We start from the raw sequence: 18,130 nt of genomic DNA, 5'->3' as shown, positions 1-18,130 counted from the left end.
GGTTCATCATCCAGTTAATTGATCGGCTGTCTATGAATAAAAGGAGTTCCCAAATGTCTGAATTAAATGTCAAATTAGCGGTATTTGAAGGGCCGCTCGATTTGTTGCTTCACTTAATAAAAACCTTAGAAATTGATATTTATGATATCCCGATTTCAGAGGTCACATCTCAATACATGACTTATATTAAGACAATGACCACCTTACAATTGGATGTGGCAGGAGAGTATATTGTAATGGCTGCGACATTGATGGCGATCAAAAGTAAGTTGCTTCTGCCAAAACAAGAATTGGAAGCTGACGAAAATGAGGATGAAGAGGGAGACGACCCGCGGGCGGCCTTAGTTGCGCAATTATTGGAGTACCGAAAATTCAAGTATGCGGCAACAGTCTTGAAAGAAAAAGAAGAGGACCGTGGTAATTACTTTACAAAGGAACCTTCTAATCTGGATGAATACAAGGATGAAATTCCGCCATTGGAACCTAATGAGATTAATACCATCGATTTATTTTTAGCTTTTCATGATATTTTAGAACGTCGTAAAAGTGTTAGGCCACGTGAAACGACTATTACACATGATCACAATACTATTGAACAAAAAATTGAGTTCATTGCAGGGTTAATGAAAAATTTACCTTTTAATCAGGGAGTTCCATTTGACTCCTTGTTTGTAACGTTTTCTAAAAGTGAAATTGTGACCACTTTTATGGCATTATTGGAATTGGTTAAATCAAGGCAAATTGTGGCTAGACAGCCAGAAAACTATGACCCTATTTATTTATATAATCGAGAAATTGATGATGAAGAACTGGAGCAGGATATAGAATGAAGATTACAGGTCAAATAGAAGCCTTATTATTTGTGGCTGGGGATGAAGGGATTTCCTTAGATGAATTATCTTTTTTGATTGATGAGCCTACTGCAAAAATATTTGACGCATTAGAAGAGCTTAAAGAACACTATTTATCAAATGAGGAGACAGCTATTCATATATTAGAGGTTGGCAATCATTTTATTTTGACAACTAAACGAGAATACGCGGACATTATTAAAAATTATGCTCAGTCACCGTTGTCTAACACATTGTCACAAGCTGCTCTAGAGACTCTTTCAATAATTGCTTACAAGCAGCCAATTACTCGGCTAAAAATTGATGAGATTAGGGGCGTTCAATCAGCAGGCTCTGTCCAAAAATTATCTGCTAGACAACTTATTGAGGAAAAGGGACGTGTGGATGGTCCCGGGAGACCCATTCTATATGGAACGACCAATTATTTTATGAATTATTTCGGTTTAGAAACAATTGAAGAATTACCTTCTATAGAAGAAATGGAAGCAGAGATAGATCAAGAGATTCCAAGTGATTTATTTTTTGCCAATTTTAAAGATGAAATGATTGGCCAAGAAACAGATGAAGCGAGTGAATCAACAGAGGAGAATGTATAATGGAAAGACTGCAGAAAGTCTTAGCTCAAAGCGGAGTTGCTTCGAGAAGGAAATCAGAAGAATTAATTAGTGCGGGTCATGTGAAAGTAAATGGCAAAAAAGTGACTGAAATGGGAATTAAAGTTTCTCCTAGTGATAAAATAGAAGTCAATGGCGTGCCAATCACTCAAGAGGATTATGTTTATTATTTATTTTACAAACCTCGAGGTGTTATATCAGCTGTTTCTGATGATAAAGGTCGTCAAGTTGTGACTGATTTTCTAGTTAGTGTCACAGAGCGTATTTATCCAGTTGGCCGACTTGATTACGATACATCTGGTTTGTTATTGTTAACGAATGATGGCGATTTTGCTAATAAGCTAACTCACCCGAAGCATGAGGTAGATAAGACATACGTGGCTAAGGTGAAAGGGGTGCCTTTCCCGAAAGATTTGAAACCTTTAGCTCAAGGGATCAAGATTGATGGACGAAAAACAGCACCAGCCAAATATAAAATACTGTCAACGGATAATATTAAGCAAACTAGCATTGTTGAATTAGTGATTCACGAAGGACGAAATCACCAAGTCAAAAAAATGCTAGAAGCAGTTGGTTTTCCAGTAACAAAATTAAAACGTGAACTATATGGTAACTTAACCTTAGATGGGCTTAAGCCTGGGCAATATCGTTCATTGAGCAAACGGGAAATTAATGCATTAATCGAGTTAGTGAAGTAAGAGGGGAAGACTCTGAGATGAAGTCATGGACAATTTTGCTAATCGACCCAGATAAAAGAACCAAGGAAATTCTTCAAGAACAGTTAACAGCCGAAGGAGGAACCGTCATGACTGCAACAAGTGGTCGTGAGGGTCTCTTTCTTTTTGAAAAAAATGAGGTTCATCTAGTTATTACGGAAGCGCGCTTTGAGGGGGAAGAAGATTTTCAGTTTGTCCGAGAACTTAAACGAATTTCTGAAGTGCCGATTATTGTTTTATCTAAGTTAACTCATGAAGTTCAACGGATTTACGGATTTGAATTAGGAGTAGCAGACTATGTCACAATTCCTTTTAGTCCTCAAGAAGTAGTGCTTAGAGTCAAGCGTCTATTGACTTATTTTTATGATCCGTCCCCATTTAAAGTGATTGGAAATAGACTTATTTTTTCGTTTATGTCTCTCGATTTAACCAAACAACTTGTAGATATTAATCAAAAAAAAATTAAACTGACGCCACGCGAGTTTCAATTATTACGTTATCTGGCCGAGCATCCTAATGAGGTTATTTCCCGTAAAGAGCTATTGAAAGGTGTCTGGGGCTATCATTATTTTGGTGAGGAGCGGACAGTTGACGTTCATATACGTAAATTGCGCAACAAATTAAAAATGTATTCTCCAGTGGCCGCTTTGGCAATTCAGACAGAATGGAAGCGCGGGTATCGATTTAATCCCTCGCCTAAATTGGAAAATCAATAGCTATTTTTAACTTAATTGTGATTTTTTTAATTTGTTTAAGCAAATCTATTGAAATATTATTTATTTTAGGTATAATAATGATGAACAATAAAATATATAAGGTTCGTCTTCAGGGCAGGGTGTAATTCCCGACCGGTGGTTATAGTCCACGACCTGTTTCAAGTGTTTTTGAAATGGCTGAATTGGTGAAATTCCAATACCGACAGTATAGTCTGGATAAGAGAAGATAGAGCTTATTTGATGGAAGCTTCAAATAAGACTATTTACTATTTTCTGCCCTCATGTAGAAAATAGTTTTTTGTTTTGTTTTTCACAATAAAAGTGGATGGAAGTCAGTCATCGTTTAGGCTTGCCTGCAGGTGATTCCTTAGTTTGGCTTTACGAGAAATCTCGCAAAGCGATTCGAGGAGGATTTAGGATGAAAAGAAGTAAAACACAAAAAATGGTAGGGGTAGCCATGTTGGCCGCCATAGGGTATGTATTAATGTTTGCAGCCTTCCCCGTAGTTCCAGCTTTCCCGTTTATGAAGGTTGATTTTAGTGATATACCTGTCTTAATTGGCACTTATTTATTTGGGCCAGCTGCAGGGATTATGACTGCCTTTATTCGGTCGGTGATTCATTTTATTACAACTGGTGGAGATGTCGCTAATTTAATTGGAGATGCAACAAGCTTTATTGCATCAGTCGTTTTTGTTTTACCAATTTACTTTGTTACTAAGAAAAATAGAACAAAGTCAAGTTTAATTATCGGGTTGATTGTGGGAACCATTAGTTTAACTGTTGTTATGTCAGTTATGAACTATTTTGTTGTATTGCCCCTTTATTTAAAAGTTATCAACTTTAAGTTGGGTGTTGCAGCGAGTAAATATATTTTAATTGGAGTTGTTCCGTTTAACATCATTAAAGGAATAATCATTAGTATTGTCTTTATTGGTGTTCATGCTAAATTATTGCCATGGTTGGCTAAAAAGCAGGGAACGGTTAATCATCAGCATATTTAATTTGAAAAAACAAACAAGGGACAAAGTCGTTTTGCTTTGAGCAGAACGACTTTGTCTCTTACTTTTTAAATTTAGAGAGTAAGATGAGGGACAATTGTCCTAGCAACTTTTTCTTATATTTTTTGGCTTATCTGCCTGATGTCTGTTAAACTAATCATACTGGGCTATGACATAGCTCCATCGCATTAGCTTGTTTTTTCGATAATAATTGCTCTTGTGGGGCATTTTTTGTAAGCGGATATTGTCTGACTCACTAATGACTCTTCAAGACATAATTCTTTTTGAGTAGGTGAGTTACTAAAAATAACAATGCCTTCATCAGTGTAATCAAAGACATCAGGGGCTAATAGTTGACAAAGACCACAAGCAATACATTTATCTGGTATTAAATTTACAATCATATTATCACTCCTAAACGAGGTACTATTTAATGAAACAATTAGATATCTTTATTTTATCCTTATTTCAACATGGTGACAAGGCTCGTTATTCAAGTGTTGCTCATTTGTTACGTGGTAAACGAACTACATCTGTGCTAATGTATGGTTTTTTCTATGAGTTACTGCCTTATTTTTCTTTGATGCCAAAATTGAAAGAACAAACATTCAATCGAATAATAACTCAATTGATAGATGCCAACTACTTGACAGAAAATGAGGCAGGAGTGGTTGAAATAAGTCATCAGGGACAACTTTTTATAAGCGAACATCCTGTTATCAGCCACCAAGGTCTTAACAGTCTACTATATAGTAGAAGTGATGATGAATTTGTTGAGTTACTTTTATTTGCCACACAGGTTGTATCAGAATATAGTCATAATTATGCTGACTATCAACCTATCGAAACCAATACTTTTAAACAAACACTTATAAAAAACTGGCTGATGAATCTTGCTCTTGATCGAAAGCAACTCGGCCAGTTATTTTATGATGAATGGCATCACATAATCGCTTCTTTTCCTGAAAAATATCGAGATTATGTAATCCTTTGTCTATCAGGACACACTCAGATTGGTCAGACCGTTAGCCAACTTGCGGAATTGTCTGGATATACATTATTTGATGTTCAATTGATCAAGAAACAACTTACTCACCTAACGATTAAAAAAGTAGAAACTGAGGCAACCAAATTACCTTATATGAACGCTCTCTATCGATTTTTAGGTAAGGCAACGATTAATGAAAGTGCCTTGAAGACTTACGAATTATTTAAATATGGGGACAGCATACAAGAAATTTGTTACAAGCGCCAATTGAAAATGAGTACAGTTAATGATCATCTAATCGAATGGGCTATTTTAGATGTTTCTTTTCCATTTGAAAAAATATTTAAGGACTCTGCTGACGTAACACTAGCAAGGTTGCTATCTTCAAATAGTGATATTCGTAAATGGCGTTACAGCGATTTAGGTGAGCACAAGGACGCAGTTAGTTTCTTAATATTTCGTTGTTTTCAAATTCAACAAATAAGAAAGGAGCGTGGCAAATGAACATTGACGATTTACTGAAACAACGATTTGGCTATGATTGTTTTAAAAAAGGGCAAAGAGAAACGATAGAGTTAATTTTGAATGATAATTTGACATTATCAATCTTACCAACAGGAACAGGGAAAAGTCTGTGTTATCAGTTGCCTAGCTACCTTTTACAAGGTGTAACGATAATTATATCTCCTTTGATTTCTTTGATGGAAGACCAAGTCCAGCAATTAAAAAAACAAGGAGAAAAGCAAGCGATAGCGATTAATAGTCAATTAAGCTTTCAAGAGAAACGTTGGGCTTTAGACCATTTGTCGCAGTTTAAATTTATTTTTTTCAGTCCTGAGACAGTGCTTCAACCGCAAGTTCGTGAGCAACTGAAGCAAATCTCCATCGGGCTATTTGTTGTGGATGAGGCCCACTGTATTTCGCAGTGGGGAATTGATTTTCGTCCAGAGTACGAACAGTTGCGACAAATCATCGTAGAGCTGTCAATTACTCGTATTTTAGCTCTAACCGCAACGGCAACAACTAAAGTAACGATGGATATTGTTGCCAAACTTTTCGCTGATCAAACCCACACTATTATTCGTCAGTCGGTTAATCGTTCAAATATCGCTTACGAGGTAGAAGAATGTGCTGATAAATTTGCCTATTTGGTTTCTTTTTTAAAGACGACGACTGGACCTGGAATTATTTATTTTGCCAGTAGGAAACAGGCTGAGGAAGTTTCTCAATACTTAAATCAGCAGACAAGCCAACGTGTGGCTTTTTATCATGGCGAAATGAGCAATCAAGAACGTTCAATCATTCAGCAACAATTTTTGGCTGACCAGTTAGAGGTGCTTTGTGCAACTAGTGCCTTTGGTATGGGGGTTAATAAGCCAAATGTTCGGTTTGTTATTCATTATCACTTGCCACCAAGTCTTGAAGCCTACCTTCAGGAGTCTGGACGTGCTGGTCGTGATGGAGAGCAGAGCTTGTCTGTTATTCTTTATGCCCAAGGAGATGAATTCATTTATTATTACTTACAGCAAGAAATTTCTGAGATTAGCAAGCAATTCCAAGAGTTTAAACATCATTCTCGAGAATTTATCGAATCTCATAAAGGGCAACTAGATGAGCTTCAGGAAAAGTGGTTAGATGGCTATTTAAGCCAGCGTTACACACTTTATGAGTTAGAGCAGGCTTTGTTAAGTAAGCAACAAGAAAAAAGTAATCAATTACAGCAAGTTCTTGATTATTTACCTCTTACTAGTTGTCGTAGAGAGTACTTACTAGCATATTTTTCAGAAAAGTTAGAAGAAACTAATCGAGTTTGTTGCGATAACTGTGGTAATTATGGTAAAATCTTGCCTGAGAGCAAGTTTAATTCTGAAAAAAACTTAAGTTTACCTAAAAATTGGCAAGAAAAGCTTAAAACTTTATTTATTGTTGAATAATGACGGCATCTTTCTTCACTTTATGGTAAAATAATTAGCAGAAGTAATAATTAGGAGGATTTTCGTGAGTAAAGATAATGAACGTAAAGAACCGTGGGAACAACCCATTTATGAAACTGAATATGAAACATCGGCTTCTAGAACTAATAAACGGACAAAAAAATCGGGTAATGCTGTATTTATTTCAGTATTGGTGGTACTTTTAGTGGCGATTGCTGGAGTACTTGTCTATATGTATACTTTATCCCAAAGTCCTTATGGTTCTAGTAAAAATGATAATGACATCGTGATGAAGAGCTCTAGTTCATCATCGTCTTCTTCTTCGTCATCGAGTACGCAATCATCAAGTTCAACTGACGATAGCTCAGCAATTGCAGCTTCACAGCAGCAAGCAGCTAAGGCGGCGGAAGAGCAAAAATTAGCTGATGAGAAAAAAGCGCAAGAACTTGCGGCACAACAACAGGCTGAACAACAAGCTGCCCAAGAGCAGCAGAACACTCAAAATCAAGCTAATCAAGGAGCTGCTAGTGGAGGAAGTTACGTTGTTCAAGCAGGAGACAATCTTTACCGAATTGCGGTAAATAATGGGATGACTGCAGATGAATTAAAAGCTCTTAATGGGATTACTGGTAATGAAATCTCTGTGGGGCAAGAACTAAAACTTAAATAAGTTTAAAAGCTGTCGTAAGGCAGCTTTTTATTGTGAATGTATTAGTGATTGTTTAAAGAAAAAGGAGTTTATATGATGGGTGAACGAATCAGTATTGCAATTGATGGGCCAGCTTCCGCGGGGAAAAGCACAGTAGCTAAAATTTTGGCGAAGGATTTGGGATATATTTATGTCGATACAGGTGCCATGTATCGCGCCATTACATTGGCCTCATTAGAACAAAAAGTGGCTGCTGATGATGAGATTGGTTTGGCGAAATTACTAAAAGGTTTATCAATTTCTTTTGTGCAACATTTTGAGGGGCAGCTTGTCTTTTTAGATGGTAAAGACATTACAGAGGCAATTCGTCAACCAGATGTTACTAATCTAGTTTCTCAAATTTCTGCTCATAGAATGATTCGAGAAGAGTTAGTTAGACGGCAACAAGAGCTTGCTTTAAATGGCGGGATTGTTATGGACGGCCGAGATATTGGGACAGCAGTTTTGCCTTCTGCAGAAGTTAAAGTCTTTTTGATTGCGAGTGTTGAAGAACGAGCAGAGCGTCGATTCAAAGAGAATCTATCAAAAGGGATTGAAACGGATTTTGCTAGATTAAAGGCTGAAATTGAGGAAAGAGACTACAAGGATTCTACAAGAAAAAATTCACCATTAGTTCAAGCTGAGGATGCAGTTAAGCTTGATACAACTGGTTTAACAATTAAAGAAGTTGTTGGTGAAATAAAAAATATAATAAAAAATAAAACTAATTAAAAAAAGTTAATCATTTCTCTAGAAATCGCACTATATATGGGTTACAATAGTATGTGATAACTTTTTTGTTGGTGAGGAGGCCATTCAGTCATGACAGATGTTGAAAATAATCAAATGGAAAATGACAATGCGACAATGCTTGATGCTTTAGAAAGTGTTCAAGAGGTAAAAGTTGGTGATGTTGTCCAAGGCGAGGTGCTTGTTTTGGAAGATAAACAAGCGATGGTAAGTATTCTTGGGACAGGGGTAGAAGGTGTAGTTCCTCTAAAAGAACTATCCACTTTACCAGTCGAAGATATTAATGAAGTAGTAAAAGTTGGAGAGATTCTAGATTTAGTAGTAATTACGTCAATCGGTAAAGATAAAGAAAACGGAAGTTACTTATTATCTAAGCGTCGTTTGGATGCTAAAAAAATATGGGCCGAGATTGAAACTAGTTTTGAAAAGGGCGAAACAATTGAAGCTCTTGTAACTGGCGTAGTCAAAGGTGGATTAGTTGTTGATGTCGGTGTAAGAGGGTTCGTTCCTGCCTCAATGGTTGCTAATCGTTTTGTTTCTGATTTTAGTGATTATAAAGGTCAAACATTGACATTTAAGATTATTGAGATTGAGCCATCTGAAAATCGCTTAATCTTGTCTCGTAAAGCCATTTTAGCAGAGCAGGCTACTGTTGAGAAAAAAGAACTTCTTTCTAGTTTAGCCGAGGGTGATGTTGTTACTGGAAAAGTTGCCCGTATCACTGATTTTGGTGCATTTATCAATTTAGGTGCCGTAGATGGTCTTGTTCATGTGACCGAACTTTCTCATGCTCGCCATGTCAAAACAGACGAGGTTTTAGAAGTTGGTCAAGAAGTGACTGCAAAAGTTCTTTCTGTTGATCCAGAAAGAGAACGCGTATCTCTTTCGATTAAAGCGTTGATTGAAGGTCCATGGGATAATATTGACGATAAAATCGCAGTTGGCTCTGTTTTATCAGGTGTCGTGAAACGTTTGACAAACTTTGGTGCTTTTGTTGAAGTTCTACCTGGTGTGGAAGGCTTAGTTCATATCTCTCAAATTTCTCATAAGCACATTGCAACCCCTCATGAGATGCTGGAAGAAGGCCAAACGGTTGAAGTAAAAGTTTTGGAAGTTCATCCAATAGATCATCGTATCGGGTTGAGTATTAAAGCTTTAGATGAAAAAGTAGAAGAAGCATCTGCGACGTCTCAAGCGGATGATGATTACGTGATGCCAGAAGAGAGTACAGGTTTTACATTGGGAGATATTCTAGGTAAAGAACTTGGCAATGTTGCTGACTCTGATTCAGAAGATTAACGATATCGATGCATACAAAACTATTTTGGTTTTGTGTGCATTTTTCATTATAACCAATTAGTTTTATAAAAATAGAATAATTATTCGCCGGTTCTGAGATAATTTTAGGAAATAATTACTTACTCTTATTAAATTAGAGTGGGTGTCTGACGTATTCTTTTCTAATTATAATGCGATAATACTTGTCTCAGAGCCATCAATAAGGTAAACTACTAAAGAGCTTTGGAATTTAGAAGTCGGCCTTAAGAATTGCTGTTTATCCGTAGTAATTGTCAAAAGTGCCAGACACATAAGTACAAGGAAGTCCGTTATTCTGACCATGGTATGATTAGAGAACGGGCCTAAAATAGTTAAGGGAGGGATTGTCAAGTGGCAAATCCAACAATTGCAATCGTCGGTCGTCCGAATGTCGGTAAATCGACCATTTTTAATCGTATCGCAGGTGAGCGTATCTCAATAGTTGAGGATACACCTGGTGTAACTCGCGACCGTTTATACGCTATCGGTGAGTGGTTAGGAAGAGAGTTTAGTATTATTGATACTGGGGGAATTGATTTAGGTGATGAACCTTTCATGGAACAGATCAAGTATCAAGCAGAAATCGCAATTGAAGAAGCAGATGTGATTATTTTATTGACGAGCGCGCGCGAGGGAATTACTGATGCGGATGAGCTAGTTGCTAGAATGCTTTATAAATCTGGAAAGCCAGTTATTTTGGCGGTCAATAAAGTCGATAATCCGGAGATGCGTGCAGATATTTTTGAATTTTATTCATTAGGCTTGGGAGATCCATATCCCGTTTCTGGGAGTCATGGTATTGGATTAGGAGATGTTTTGGATGAAGCGGTGAAACATTTCTCAACTGATATTGAAGAAGATGACGAAGGGACAATTAAATTTAGTTTGATTGGTCGCCCAAATGTCGGAAAATCATCAATCATTAATGCAATGCTAGGAGAAGATCGTGTGATTGTATCTGATATTGCCGGAACAACGCGAGATGCTATCGACACTGAGTTTATTTCTGAGAGCGGACAACCTTTTGTGATGATTGATACGGCTGGAATGCGCAAAAAAGGGAAGGTCTACGAATCAACTGAAAAATATAGTGTTATGCGTGCAATGCGTGCAATTGATCGTTCAGATGTGGTGTTAATGGTTATTAATGCTGAAGAGGGAATTCGTGAATATGATAAACGAATTGCTGGTTTTGCGCATGAAGCGGGTCGTGGTATTATTATTGTTGTTAACAAATGGGATGCGATCGAAAAAGAAACAAATACCATGAAGGAATTTGAAGAGGATATTCGGAAAGAATTTAAATACCTTGACTATGCACCGATTATTTTTGTTTCTGCAAAAACAAAGCAACGCTTAAATCAAATCCCTGATGTCATTGAAAAGGTAAGTATGAATCAAAACTTAAGAATCCCGTCTTCTCTATTAAATGATGTCATTATGGATGCAGTTGCAATCAATCCGACCCCAACTGATAAAGGCAAACGATTGAAGATTTTTTATGCGACACAGGTAGCGGTTAAGCCACCAACTTTTGTTATTTTCGTGAATGAAGAAGAATTAATGCATTTTTCTTATGCACGCTTTTTAGAAAATCAGATTCGGAAAGCTTTTACGTTTGAAGGAACGCCTATTCATATAATCGCAAGACGTCGAAAATAGCGGAAAAACGGCATTTTAACATACTTGCTTTATTTCTGCAATGATTTTTGTATTTTAAGTGTTTTTTTCAAATTTTTAATAAAAAAAGCTCAAATTCCTTGATATATAGGTGTTCCTATGATATCTTTGATAATGAAATATTGAGTAAGTCAATTTTTCAATCTTCATTTTTGGACCACTCAAAAATGAATAATAAGATGTCAATAAACATACATCTAATCTCTTATCAGGAGGTGAAAGACAAACATGGCAAATAAAGCAGAATTAATCGAAAAAGTTGCAGAAAAAACAAACTTGACTAAAAAAGACGCTACTGCATCTGTAGACGCAGTATTTTCTACAATCCAAGAATTCCTTGCTGAAGGTGAAAAAGTTCAATTGATCGGTTTTGGTAACTTTGAAGTGCGCGATCGTGCAGCACGTAAAGGTCGTAACCCACAAACTGGTAAAGAAATTGATATCCCTGCAAGCAAAGTACCTGCGTTCAAACCAGGTAAAGCATTGAAAGATGCAGTTAAATAGTTTGGGATAATAAAACAGCACATGACTCTTGTTAATTCAAGGTTCGCGTGCTGTTTTTTTCTTTGTATATACTAAAGGAAAGTATCGATTTTAGTCGTAAAAATAAGTTAATTGTCATCATGAGCATTCGATACGATTTTAAAGGCTTCTGACGCTTTTTAAGCCCTTTTAAGTGTCTTTTGGTATAATCGAGCGTCCAAGTTACTCTGATTGCTCTATCAGCTTTAAAATAGTTCTCAAGTTTAGAAGATATTATTTTAAACCTGTCAGAGACCAGGATTCTATCACAATGGCTGTTGGGGAACGAAAAAAAGTACTAACAGTCAAAAAAAGATCATGACAACTTTCGTCATGACCCTAATTATAGTTATTCATCTTCTAAAATTACATCAGTACCCATAACGATAGGTAGAACTTTTTCTGACATAGAAAATGTAATTCCTAAAACAGCATTGGCACCAAGTTTTTCAGCTTCAATAGTTAGTTGTTTAATAGCGTGATCTAAATAAACTGGACTTTCAACATTGAGTCTAATTGCTCTAAGTTTGTCATCGAAGGAAGAGATAATCCCTAATTGTTTTATGATTTTTTTATCAGGGTAGTGAGGTAAAGTGGATGTAATCATATTTGTACTCCTTTATTTTAAGATTAATCAAGTATATCACTTTTAAGGGGCCTTTTTAACAATTATTTTATCATATGGGTAGATTTTTTTGCTCTAGATGCTAAACATGAAAGAGCAAAAAAAAGTGGGAAACTGATAAGTTGATAAGAACTCTATGATTAAGAGAAGCATGTTTCTTATTTTTTGCATAAAATAGAGATAAAGCAGTATGCCTAGAAATAATTCTAGCTTTTTTAGTGATTTTAAAATAATAATGGCTTATAATAGGTCAAAGAAGGTTAAACTGATTAGTCAGTAATTCAGGTACTAACTAATTACATCAAATTACTAGTTAGTTCGAACTAAATATACCTTCGATTACGATAAAAAGGGGAATAAACATTAATGACATCATACAGTGAAAAAATGTTAGCTGCTCTCAATGAAAATGATTTAGTTGAAGCTCAGTTAAATTTTGAGGAAGCATTGCGTAAGGATTCTCCTGATGTTCTTTCTCAATTAGGCGAACAATTATTTGGAGCGGGTTTTCTGGAAGAAGCTACCCTTATTTTTGAGCAGTTATTAATCACATTTCCTGATGAATTGGGATTAAATATATCTTTAGCAGAGATTGCTATTGAAAACGATGAGATGGAAGCGGCATTTGAATTTTTAGAAAAAATCCCAGAAGAACACCCTAGCTATGTTGAAAGCTTATTAGTTTTAGCAGATATATATCAAATTATGGGTGTTCCAGAAGTTAGTGAGAAAAAGATAAAAGAAGCCCAAAAGATAATGCCAAACGAGCCGATTTTAACTTTGGCTTTAGCCGAACTCTATTATGCTTCTGACAAGTTTGTCGAGGCAATTGGTCTTTATGAGAAACTTTTAGTTGAAGAGGAAGAAGAAGCCAAAATCAATTTATATGAACGTTTGGGATCATCTCTCAGTATGATCGGGGAGTTTGAAGAAGCGATTCCTTATTTGGAACATGCTTTAGCAGACGAGCAGACTGATCAGCGCTTGTTTCTATTGGGTGTGACCTATATTCAATTAGGCGAAAGAGAGAAGGCGATCTCCTTACTTCAACAATTGCAAGTTTTGAATCCTAGTTTTGAGGCTGTTTATCTGCCACTAGCTAGCGCAATGCTTGATGAAGAATTATTAGAAGAAGCCGAACTTATCATGACAGAAGGGCTGAAACAAAATCCTTATGCTATCGATCTCTATCATTTAGCTTCAGACAATGCATACCGATTGGGGAAGGTTGGCGAGGCGGAGGAGTTTATGCGTAAGGCCGTTAATTTAGAAGAAGATAAAGAATTTTCACTAATAAAGTTAAGTAATATTCTTTTAGCTACTAATCGCTTTGAAGAAGTTATTGAGACACTGGCTGGCCTAGAGAATAACAACCAACCTTATGCAAACTGGAGCCTAGCCCAAGCTTATAATGGTTTAGAAGAGTTCAAGTTAGCTGCGGCTAACTATGCAAAAGCGGCTGAGGGATTAGTTCATGAACCTGATTTCTTAAAAGATTACGGGTTATTTTTACGGGAAGAGGGACAGATTGAAGAAGCAACTAAGATGTTGAATCATTATCTAGAACATGTTCCAGGAGACATCGAAATATATAATTTGTTGGATGATTAAGAGATTGAGTGCGATCGAAATAATTAGTTTGAGCTAAGAGAGGGGGATTTAAATGAGTATCACTGTTGATCAAAAGAAGGATTTTCTTGTATGGCTGAATGAGCATGTAGAGTTTGGTCGACGAGAAATTTATTGGATTTTAAACTATTTGGTCAATCATCCGGCTCTTTTGGCTAAAGTGACCTTCGTTGAAAATGCGGATAAAACGCCTCGAGGAGTTAGAATTTCTCAAACTGGTGCGGAGTCTGAGGCACTTGAATTGTACTTAAATGGGCGAACGTTTACTGATTCTGAACAAGTTTTTCATGAGTTAAGAATGAATTGGAAAAAAGAATTATTCATGGAGATTAAATTTGAACAGTCTTGGAAGTTCTCAGAATATTTAGCAATTTTGGAAGATAACCCGTTCTGTTCATGGAATGATACGGTTGATTATGAAGTTGAAAGGTCAATTTTTGGGGCATTAGAAAAGCAACAGAAGGCTGCAGAGCTTGATAGTCTTTATCAAGCGATTGATAATGCTCTTGAAGTTGGCAATCAAGCAGAATTTGAGCGTTTAACTAGTAGTTTAAATGAAACGTAAGCTTTAAGGCCGAGACAAAAGTCCCGGCCTTTTTTATTAATAGTTTCTAAGAAAGTAAAGCAGATTTTTTATTTTGTTTATCGTTTCAACGTGAATACGGGTGTTTTCTTTCTTGCAGCTGGTGGATCACCAAAACTAAAGCCTTCTCCAAGTACTTCGTGCACATTGATGATTGAAATAAACGCATGTTTATCAATAGTTTCAATTAAAAATTTTATCTCTGCAATCTCTCGACTACCTACCACACAATAGATTATTTTTTTTCCGGCATTAGAATATGCCCCTTCACCTTTAATATAAGTGACACCTCGCTCCATCTGTTCCATGAGCTCATCTGCAATCAACTGGTGATAATCGGATACGATGATTAACCCTTTGGCAGAGTATGTTCCTTCTTGTACAAAATCAACGACACGACTGAAAACAAAAGCAGCAATTAGTGTATACATCATATGGACCACATCAATATAGATCAGAGATAGAAGCAAAACGATTACATCAAAAAATAACAATGATTTCCCCATAGTTAAACCCGATCTTTTTTCTAATATCCGAGCGATTATATCTGTTCCACCTGTTGTTCCTCCTGCACGATAAACTAGCCCACTACCGAGTCCGCCTGCAAATCCTGCTAAAAGCGCTGCAATTAATAGGTCGTTATTGACAGTGATATCAAGAGGAATTCGTTGCCATAACCAAAGATTAATAGAAAGGGACACAGTGCCCCAGATAGTGTAAAAAAAGCTACGGGAGCCTAATATCTTACCACCTAGTAAAATCAAAGGTATATTGATTAAAAGAGTTGAGTAAGCTGGATTAATGTTGAAAAGAGCTTTTAGAATGAGGGTAACACCGGTAACACCACCTTCAGCTAAGTTATTTTTTAGATTAAATGCTACTAAACCAAATGCATACAATCCTGTCCCGAAAAATATTAAGGTTAAATCTTTTATTCTAATCATTTTTCTCATGTAGTCACGTCCTTTTAAGCTTAGAATTAACTATCTCGATAGTATCATTGGCAAAACTTTTAGACAAGTTCTCTTTCTAATTTTAAGGATATTTGATAAGATAATAAGTGAGAGATCGTCCTTATATATTTAGCAGTCAGATTAATGTTGCTAAACTCGTTTAATGACAAAGAACTTATCAGAAAAGAGGAAGTTGATCATGGAGAAATTAAGCCTTAAGGCAGTCCAAGAAGAATTAGATACAAAACTTAATGTTGAAGAAATATCTAGTAGTTCTCCTTTTGAACAATTAGCTACATTATCGAATAATATTGATGAAATGACTGAGAATGTTACGCAAGAAATTGATAATTTTGCTGTTAGCCCTGAACTTAAAAGAGATACCAGACCAAAAAGTTTTGCAGAAATTTTAGAAAATATTAGTCAATCTATGGAGAAAATAGATGAAGAATCACTAGATACGGTGGCAAAAACGCCAACTAAAGAAGCTGAGTAATAAATGAGAGGAGAGTTGGAAATGATATCAATTGTTGTAGCAGGTTTTAAGGGGAAAATGGGCGCGACAGCGACTCAAATGGTGATTGATCATGACAATTTTAAATTGGTCGGTGTACTAGATCCGCATTCAAAAGAAGAGAATTTAAATGAAGTAGGGAACTATAGCCAAGTGGATGTGCCAGTTTTTCAAAAAAAAGAAGAGTTAATTGAATCAGTAAGACCTGATGTTTGGATTGATTTTACAATTCCTTCAGTCGCTTTTGAAAATACCAAATTCGCTTTGAGTCATAAAATTGCTCCGGTTGTTGGAACAACTGGTTTTTCTGAGGAAGAAGTGGCAGAGTTAATTACTTTGTCACGACAACAAGTGACAGGTGGGTTAATTGCACCCAATTTTGCAGTGGGAGCTGTTTTGATGATGGAGTTTTCTCAGAAAGCAGCCAAATATTTTCCCAATGTAGAAATTATAGAACTTCATCATGATAATAAATTAGATGCCCCAAGTGGAACAGCGATTAAAACGGCTGAGATGATTGCGGAAATTAGAAAACCACAAAATCAAGGTAATCCTGCAGAGGAAGAATTGATACCTGGCGCGAGAGGTGCAGATTATCAAGGGATGAAAATTCATAGTGTCCGATTACCAGGATTGATTGCTCATCAACAAGTTCAGTTTGGTAACCTCGGTGAAGGGCTCACGATTCGCCATGATTCTTATGATCGTAGTTCGTTTATGACAGGTGTAGCTTTGGGATGTGAAAAAGTGGTTAATCTGTCCGAATTAGTTTATGGGTTGGAAAATTTGTTATGATGTTAAAGGAATTACCCGTTGAGTTCCAACGTGCTATATCTCTAATTGAAGCTTTAGAAGCGTCTGGATTTGAAGCGTATTTTGTAGGTGGCAGTGTTAGAGATGCTTTACTTGGAAAAAAAATTCATGATGTGGATATTGCTACAAGTGCTTATCCAGAAGAAGTCAAGGCAATTTTTAAACGAACAGTTGATGTAGGGATTGAGCATGGGACTGTTTTGGTTTTGGATGGTGATGAGCAGTATGAAATTACTACTTTCCGTACTGAATCAACTTACCAAGATTATCGACGTCCTGATGAAGTGACCTTCGTTCGTAGTTTAACTGAGGATTTAAAACGCCGTGATTTTACAATTAATGCATTTGCAATGGGAATTGATGGCAAAGTGATTGATTTATTTAATGGGCTTGATGACTTAAAAAAAGGTTTGATCAAAGCAGTCGGTGATCCTTCTGAACGTTTCAATGAAGATGCTCTACGTATGATGAGAGCTCTGCGTTTTGCTAGTCAACTAGGTTTTGAAATCGAAACGGAGACTTACCAAGCAATAGTTACTCACCACCAATTATTAGAAAAAATTTCGATTGAACGTATTCAGATTGAATTTGTTAAGTTGATGCTCGGTGATCATCGAAGGAAAGGTCTTGTCCCGTTTAGTACAAGCGGATGTTCTGAATTTTGTCCGGGCTTCAGAGGGAAAACTACTGAATTAATAAAGTTAATAGAATTACCTGATAAGCCTATGACAAGTGAGGCGATGGTATGGTTAGTGACCTTATTCATTCTAGAAACACCTGAAAGAGAGTTACGAAATCAGCTAAGCCAGTGGAAATTATCGAATCAATTAAGCAAACTGGTAAGTGGGGCAATGGCCGGTCTGAGATATAGAATGCATCATTCTTGGACAAAAGAATGGCTCTATTTACTTGGCGCTGAAAAACTTATTTTAATTGAAGATACACTTCCATACTTTAATATCAAGAGTATGAAAGCTTCAGCATTAATGACCTACAAAGCCCTGCCTATTCATTCCATTCAGGAATTAGCTATTAACGGACAAGAGCTGTTGGCGGTTTCGGATTGCTCTCCTGGACCATGGATAGGGCAGTTATTGAGTGAATTGGAGACTGCTGTTGTAACTGGTGTACTTGAAAATAATCAATCTTGTTTATTGGCTTATACTCATCAAGTATTGGCTAAATATAAATAGTTTAGAAGGAAGGAGGAAAGACCTATACCTATTTATCTTGAAAA

20 protein-coding genes and 1 riboswitch are annotated in these 18,130 nt (G+C 36.4%); of the genes, 17 read left to right on the top strand and 3 right to left on the bottom strand.

Annotation, left to right across the window (positions count from 1 at the left end):
• The first annotated feature begins 53 nt into the window (after positions 1 to 53).
• The 5 genes from AC5KOD_RS14440 (at position 54) to AC5KOD_RS14420 (ending at position 3,900) form a co-directional block, all read left to right on the top strand.
• Positions 54 to 830: a segregation/condensation protein A gene (locus AC5KOD_RS14440; protein ID WP_496915271.1), complete on the top strand. Its 777-nt coding sequence runs from the start codon at positions 54 to 56 to the stop codon at positions 828 to 830.
• The gene (gene scpB, locus AC5KOD_RS14435) at positions 827 to 1,447 is read left to right on the top strand and encodes an SMC-Scp complex subunit ScpB (RefSeq protein ID WP_496915270.1); all 621 of its coding nucleotides are present in this window, start codon (positions 827 to 829) and stop codon (positions 1,445 to 1,447) included. The genes AC5KOD_RS14440 and scpB overlap by 4 nt, the downstream gene beginning before the upstream one ends.
• Entirely contained in the window at positions 1,447 to 2,163 is a 717-nt protein-coding gene (locus AC5KOD_RS14430) for a pseudouridine synthase (RefSeq protein ID WP_496915269.1), read from the top strand. Before scpB ends, AC5KOD_RS14430 begins: the two co-directional genes overlap by 1 nt.
• 17 nt (positions 2,164 to 2,180) lie before the next feature.
• Complete coding sequence (locus tag AC5KOD_RS14425) at positions 2,181 to 2,897, top strand: response regulator transcription factor (RefSeq protein WP_496915268.1); 717 nt, start codon at positions 2,181 to 2,183, stop codon at positions 2,895 to 2,897.
• Positions 2,898 to 2,998: 101 nt separating this feature from the next.
• Positions 2,999 to 3,129: riboswitch (FMN riboswitch) on the top strand.
• Between the two features lie 186 nt (positions 3,130 to 3,315).
• Positions 3,316 to 3,900 (top strand): ECF transporter S component, encoded by a 585-nt coding sequence (locus tag AC5KOD_RS14420; RefSeq protein WP_496915267.1) that lies wholly within the window; start codon positions 3,316 to 3,318, stop codon positions 3,898 to 3,900.
• A gap of 185 nt (positions 3,901 to 4,085) precedes the next feature.
• Here AC5KOD_RS14420 and AC5KOD_RS14415 read toward each other — a convergent pair whose 3' ends face one another.
• A complete protein-coding gene (locus AC5KOD_RS14415; RefSeq protein ID WP_496915266.1) occupies positions 4,086 to 4,301 on the bottom strand; it encodes a ferredoxin in 216 nt (71 codons plus the stop codon).
• A gap of 29 nt (positions 4,302 to 4,330) precedes the next feature.
• Between AC5KOD_RS14415 and AC5KOD_RS14410 the strand changes: the two genes are divergently transcribed.
• From AC5KOD_RS14410 to AC5KOD_RS14380, 7 genes are all read left to right on the top strand, one after another.
• Positions 4,331 to 5,389, top strand: coding sequence for a YpbB family protein (locus AC5KOD_RS14410; RefSeq protein ID WP_496915265.1), 1,059 nt, complete (start codon positions 4,331 to 4,333; stop codon positions 5,387 to 5,389).
• A complete protein-coding gene (locus tag AC5KOD_RS14405; protein ID WP_496915264.1) occupies positions 5,386 to 6,819 on the top strand; it encodes a RecQ family ATP-dependent DNA helicase in 1,434 nt (477 codons plus the stop codon). The genes AC5KOD_RS14410 and AC5KOD_RS14405 overlap by 4 nt, the downstream gene beginning before the upstream one ends.
• Positions 6,820 to 6,883: 64 nt before the next feature.
• A complete protein-coding gene (locus AC5KOD_RS14400; RefSeq protein ID WP_496915263.1) occupies positions 6,884 to 7,489 on the top strand; it encodes an SAG1386/EF1546 family surface-associated protein in 606 nt (201 codons plus the stop codon).
• Positions 7,490 to 7,561: 72 nt separating this feature from the next.
• On the top strand, positions 7,562 to 8,239 hold the full coding sequence (cmk, locus tag AC5KOD_RS14395) for a (d)CMP kinase (RefSeq protein WP_496915262.1): 678 nt from the start codon (positions 7,562 to 7,564) through the stop codon (positions 8,237 to 8,239).
• 90 nt (positions 8,240 to 8,329) lie between these two features.
• Complete coding sequence (gene rpsA / locus AC5KOD_RS14390; protein WP_496915261.1) at positions 8,330 to 9,556, top strand: 30S ribosomal protein S1; 1,227 nt, start codon at positions 8,330 to 8,332, stop codon at positions 9,554 to 9,556.
• A 369-nt stretch (positions 9,557 to 9,925) separates the two neighbouring features.
• Positions 9,926 to 11,236, top strand: a complete 1,311-nt coding sequence (gene der / locus AC5KOD_RS14385) for a ribosome biogenesis GTPase Der (RefSeq protein ID WP_496915260.1) — start codon at positions 9,926 to 9,928, stop codon at positions 11,234 to 11,236.
• 246 nt (positions 11,237 to 11,482) lie between these two features.
• Positions 11,483 to 11,758 (top strand): HU family DNA-binding protein, encoded by a 276-nt coding sequence (locus tag AC5KOD_RS14380; RefSeq protein ID WP_209525764.1) that lies wholly within the window; start codon positions 11,483 to 11,485, stop codon positions 11,756 to 11,758.
• A gap of 367 nt (positions 11,759 to 12,125) precedes the next feature.
• Here the strand turns inward: AC5KOD_RS14380 and AC5KOD_RS14375 are convergent, their stop codons facing one another.
• Positions 12,126 to 12,383 carry a hypothetical protein gene (locus tag AC5KOD_RS14375; protein ID WP_496915259.1) on the bottom strand — a complete coding sequence of 86 codons (258 nt, stop codon included), beginning with the start codon at positions 12,381 to 12,383 and terminating at the stop codon, positions 12,126 to 12,128.
• 384 nt (positions 12,384 to 12,767) lie between these two features.
• Between AC5KOD_RS14375 and AC5KOD_RS14370 the strand changes: the two genes are divergently transcribed.
• Positions 12,768 to 14,012 carry a tetratricopeptide repeat protein gene (locus tag AC5KOD_RS14370; RefSeq protein ID WP_496915258.1) on the top strand — a complete coding sequence of 415 codons (1,245 nt, stop codon included), beginning with the start codon at positions 12,768 to 12,770 and terminating at the stop codon, positions 14,010 to 14,012.
• A gap of 52 nt (positions 14,013 to 14,064) precedes the next feature.
• Positions 14,065 to 14,595, top strand: a complete 531-nt coding sequence (locus AC5KOD_RS14365) for a YpiB family protein (RefSeq protein WP_496915257.1) — start codon at positions 14,065 to 14,067, stop codon at positions 14,593 to 14,595.
• 77 nt (positions 14,596 to 14,672) lie between these two features.
• Here AC5KOD_RS14365 and AC5KOD_RS14360 read toward each other — a convergent pair whose 3' ends face one another.
• Positions 14,673 to 15,566 (bottom strand): YitT family protein, encoded by an 894-nt coding sequence (locus AC5KOD_RS14360; protein ID WP_496915256.1) that lies wholly within the window; start codon positions 15,564 to 15,566, stop codon positions 14,673 to 14,675.
• Positions 15,567 to 15,765: 199 nt separating this feature from the next.
• Between AC5KOD_RS14360 and AC5KOD_RS14355 the strand changes: the two genes are divergently transcribed.
• Genes AC5KOD_RS14355 through AC5KOD_RS14345 form a run of 3 tightly spaced genes read left to right on the top strand, consistent with a single transcriptional unit; the run spans position 15,766 to position 18,086 of the window.
• Positions 15,766 to 16,062 (top strand): hypothetical protein, encoded by a 297-nt coding sequence (locus AC5KOD_RS14355; RefSeq protein ID WP_496915255.1) that lies wholly within the window; start codon positions 15,766 to 15,768, stop codon positions 16,060 to 16,062.
• Positions 16,063 to 16,083: 21 nt separating this feature from the next.
• The gene (gene dapB, locus AC5KOD_RS14350; protein ID WP_496915254.1) at positions 16,084 to 16,875 is read left to right on the top strand and encodes a 4-hydroxy-tetrahydrodipicolinate reductase; all 792 of its coding nucleotides are present in this window, start codon (positions 16,084 to 16,086) and stop codon (positions 16,873 to 16,875) included.
• Complete coding sequence (locus AC5KOD_RS14345) at positions 16,872 to 18,086, top strand: CCA tRNA nucleotidyltransferase (RefSeq protein ID WP_496915253.1); 1,215 nt, start codon at positions 16,872 to 16,874, stop codon at positions 18,084 to 18,086. Before dapB ends, AC5KOD_RS14345 begins: the two co-directional genes overlap by 4 nt.
• Positions 18,087 to 18,130: the final 44 nt, after the last annotated feature.

This window comes from Vagococcus sp. WN80Y (assembly GCF_059621045.1).
Note: the sequence above shows the minus strand (reverse complement) of the source record. Positions and strands in the feature narration are given on the sequence as shown.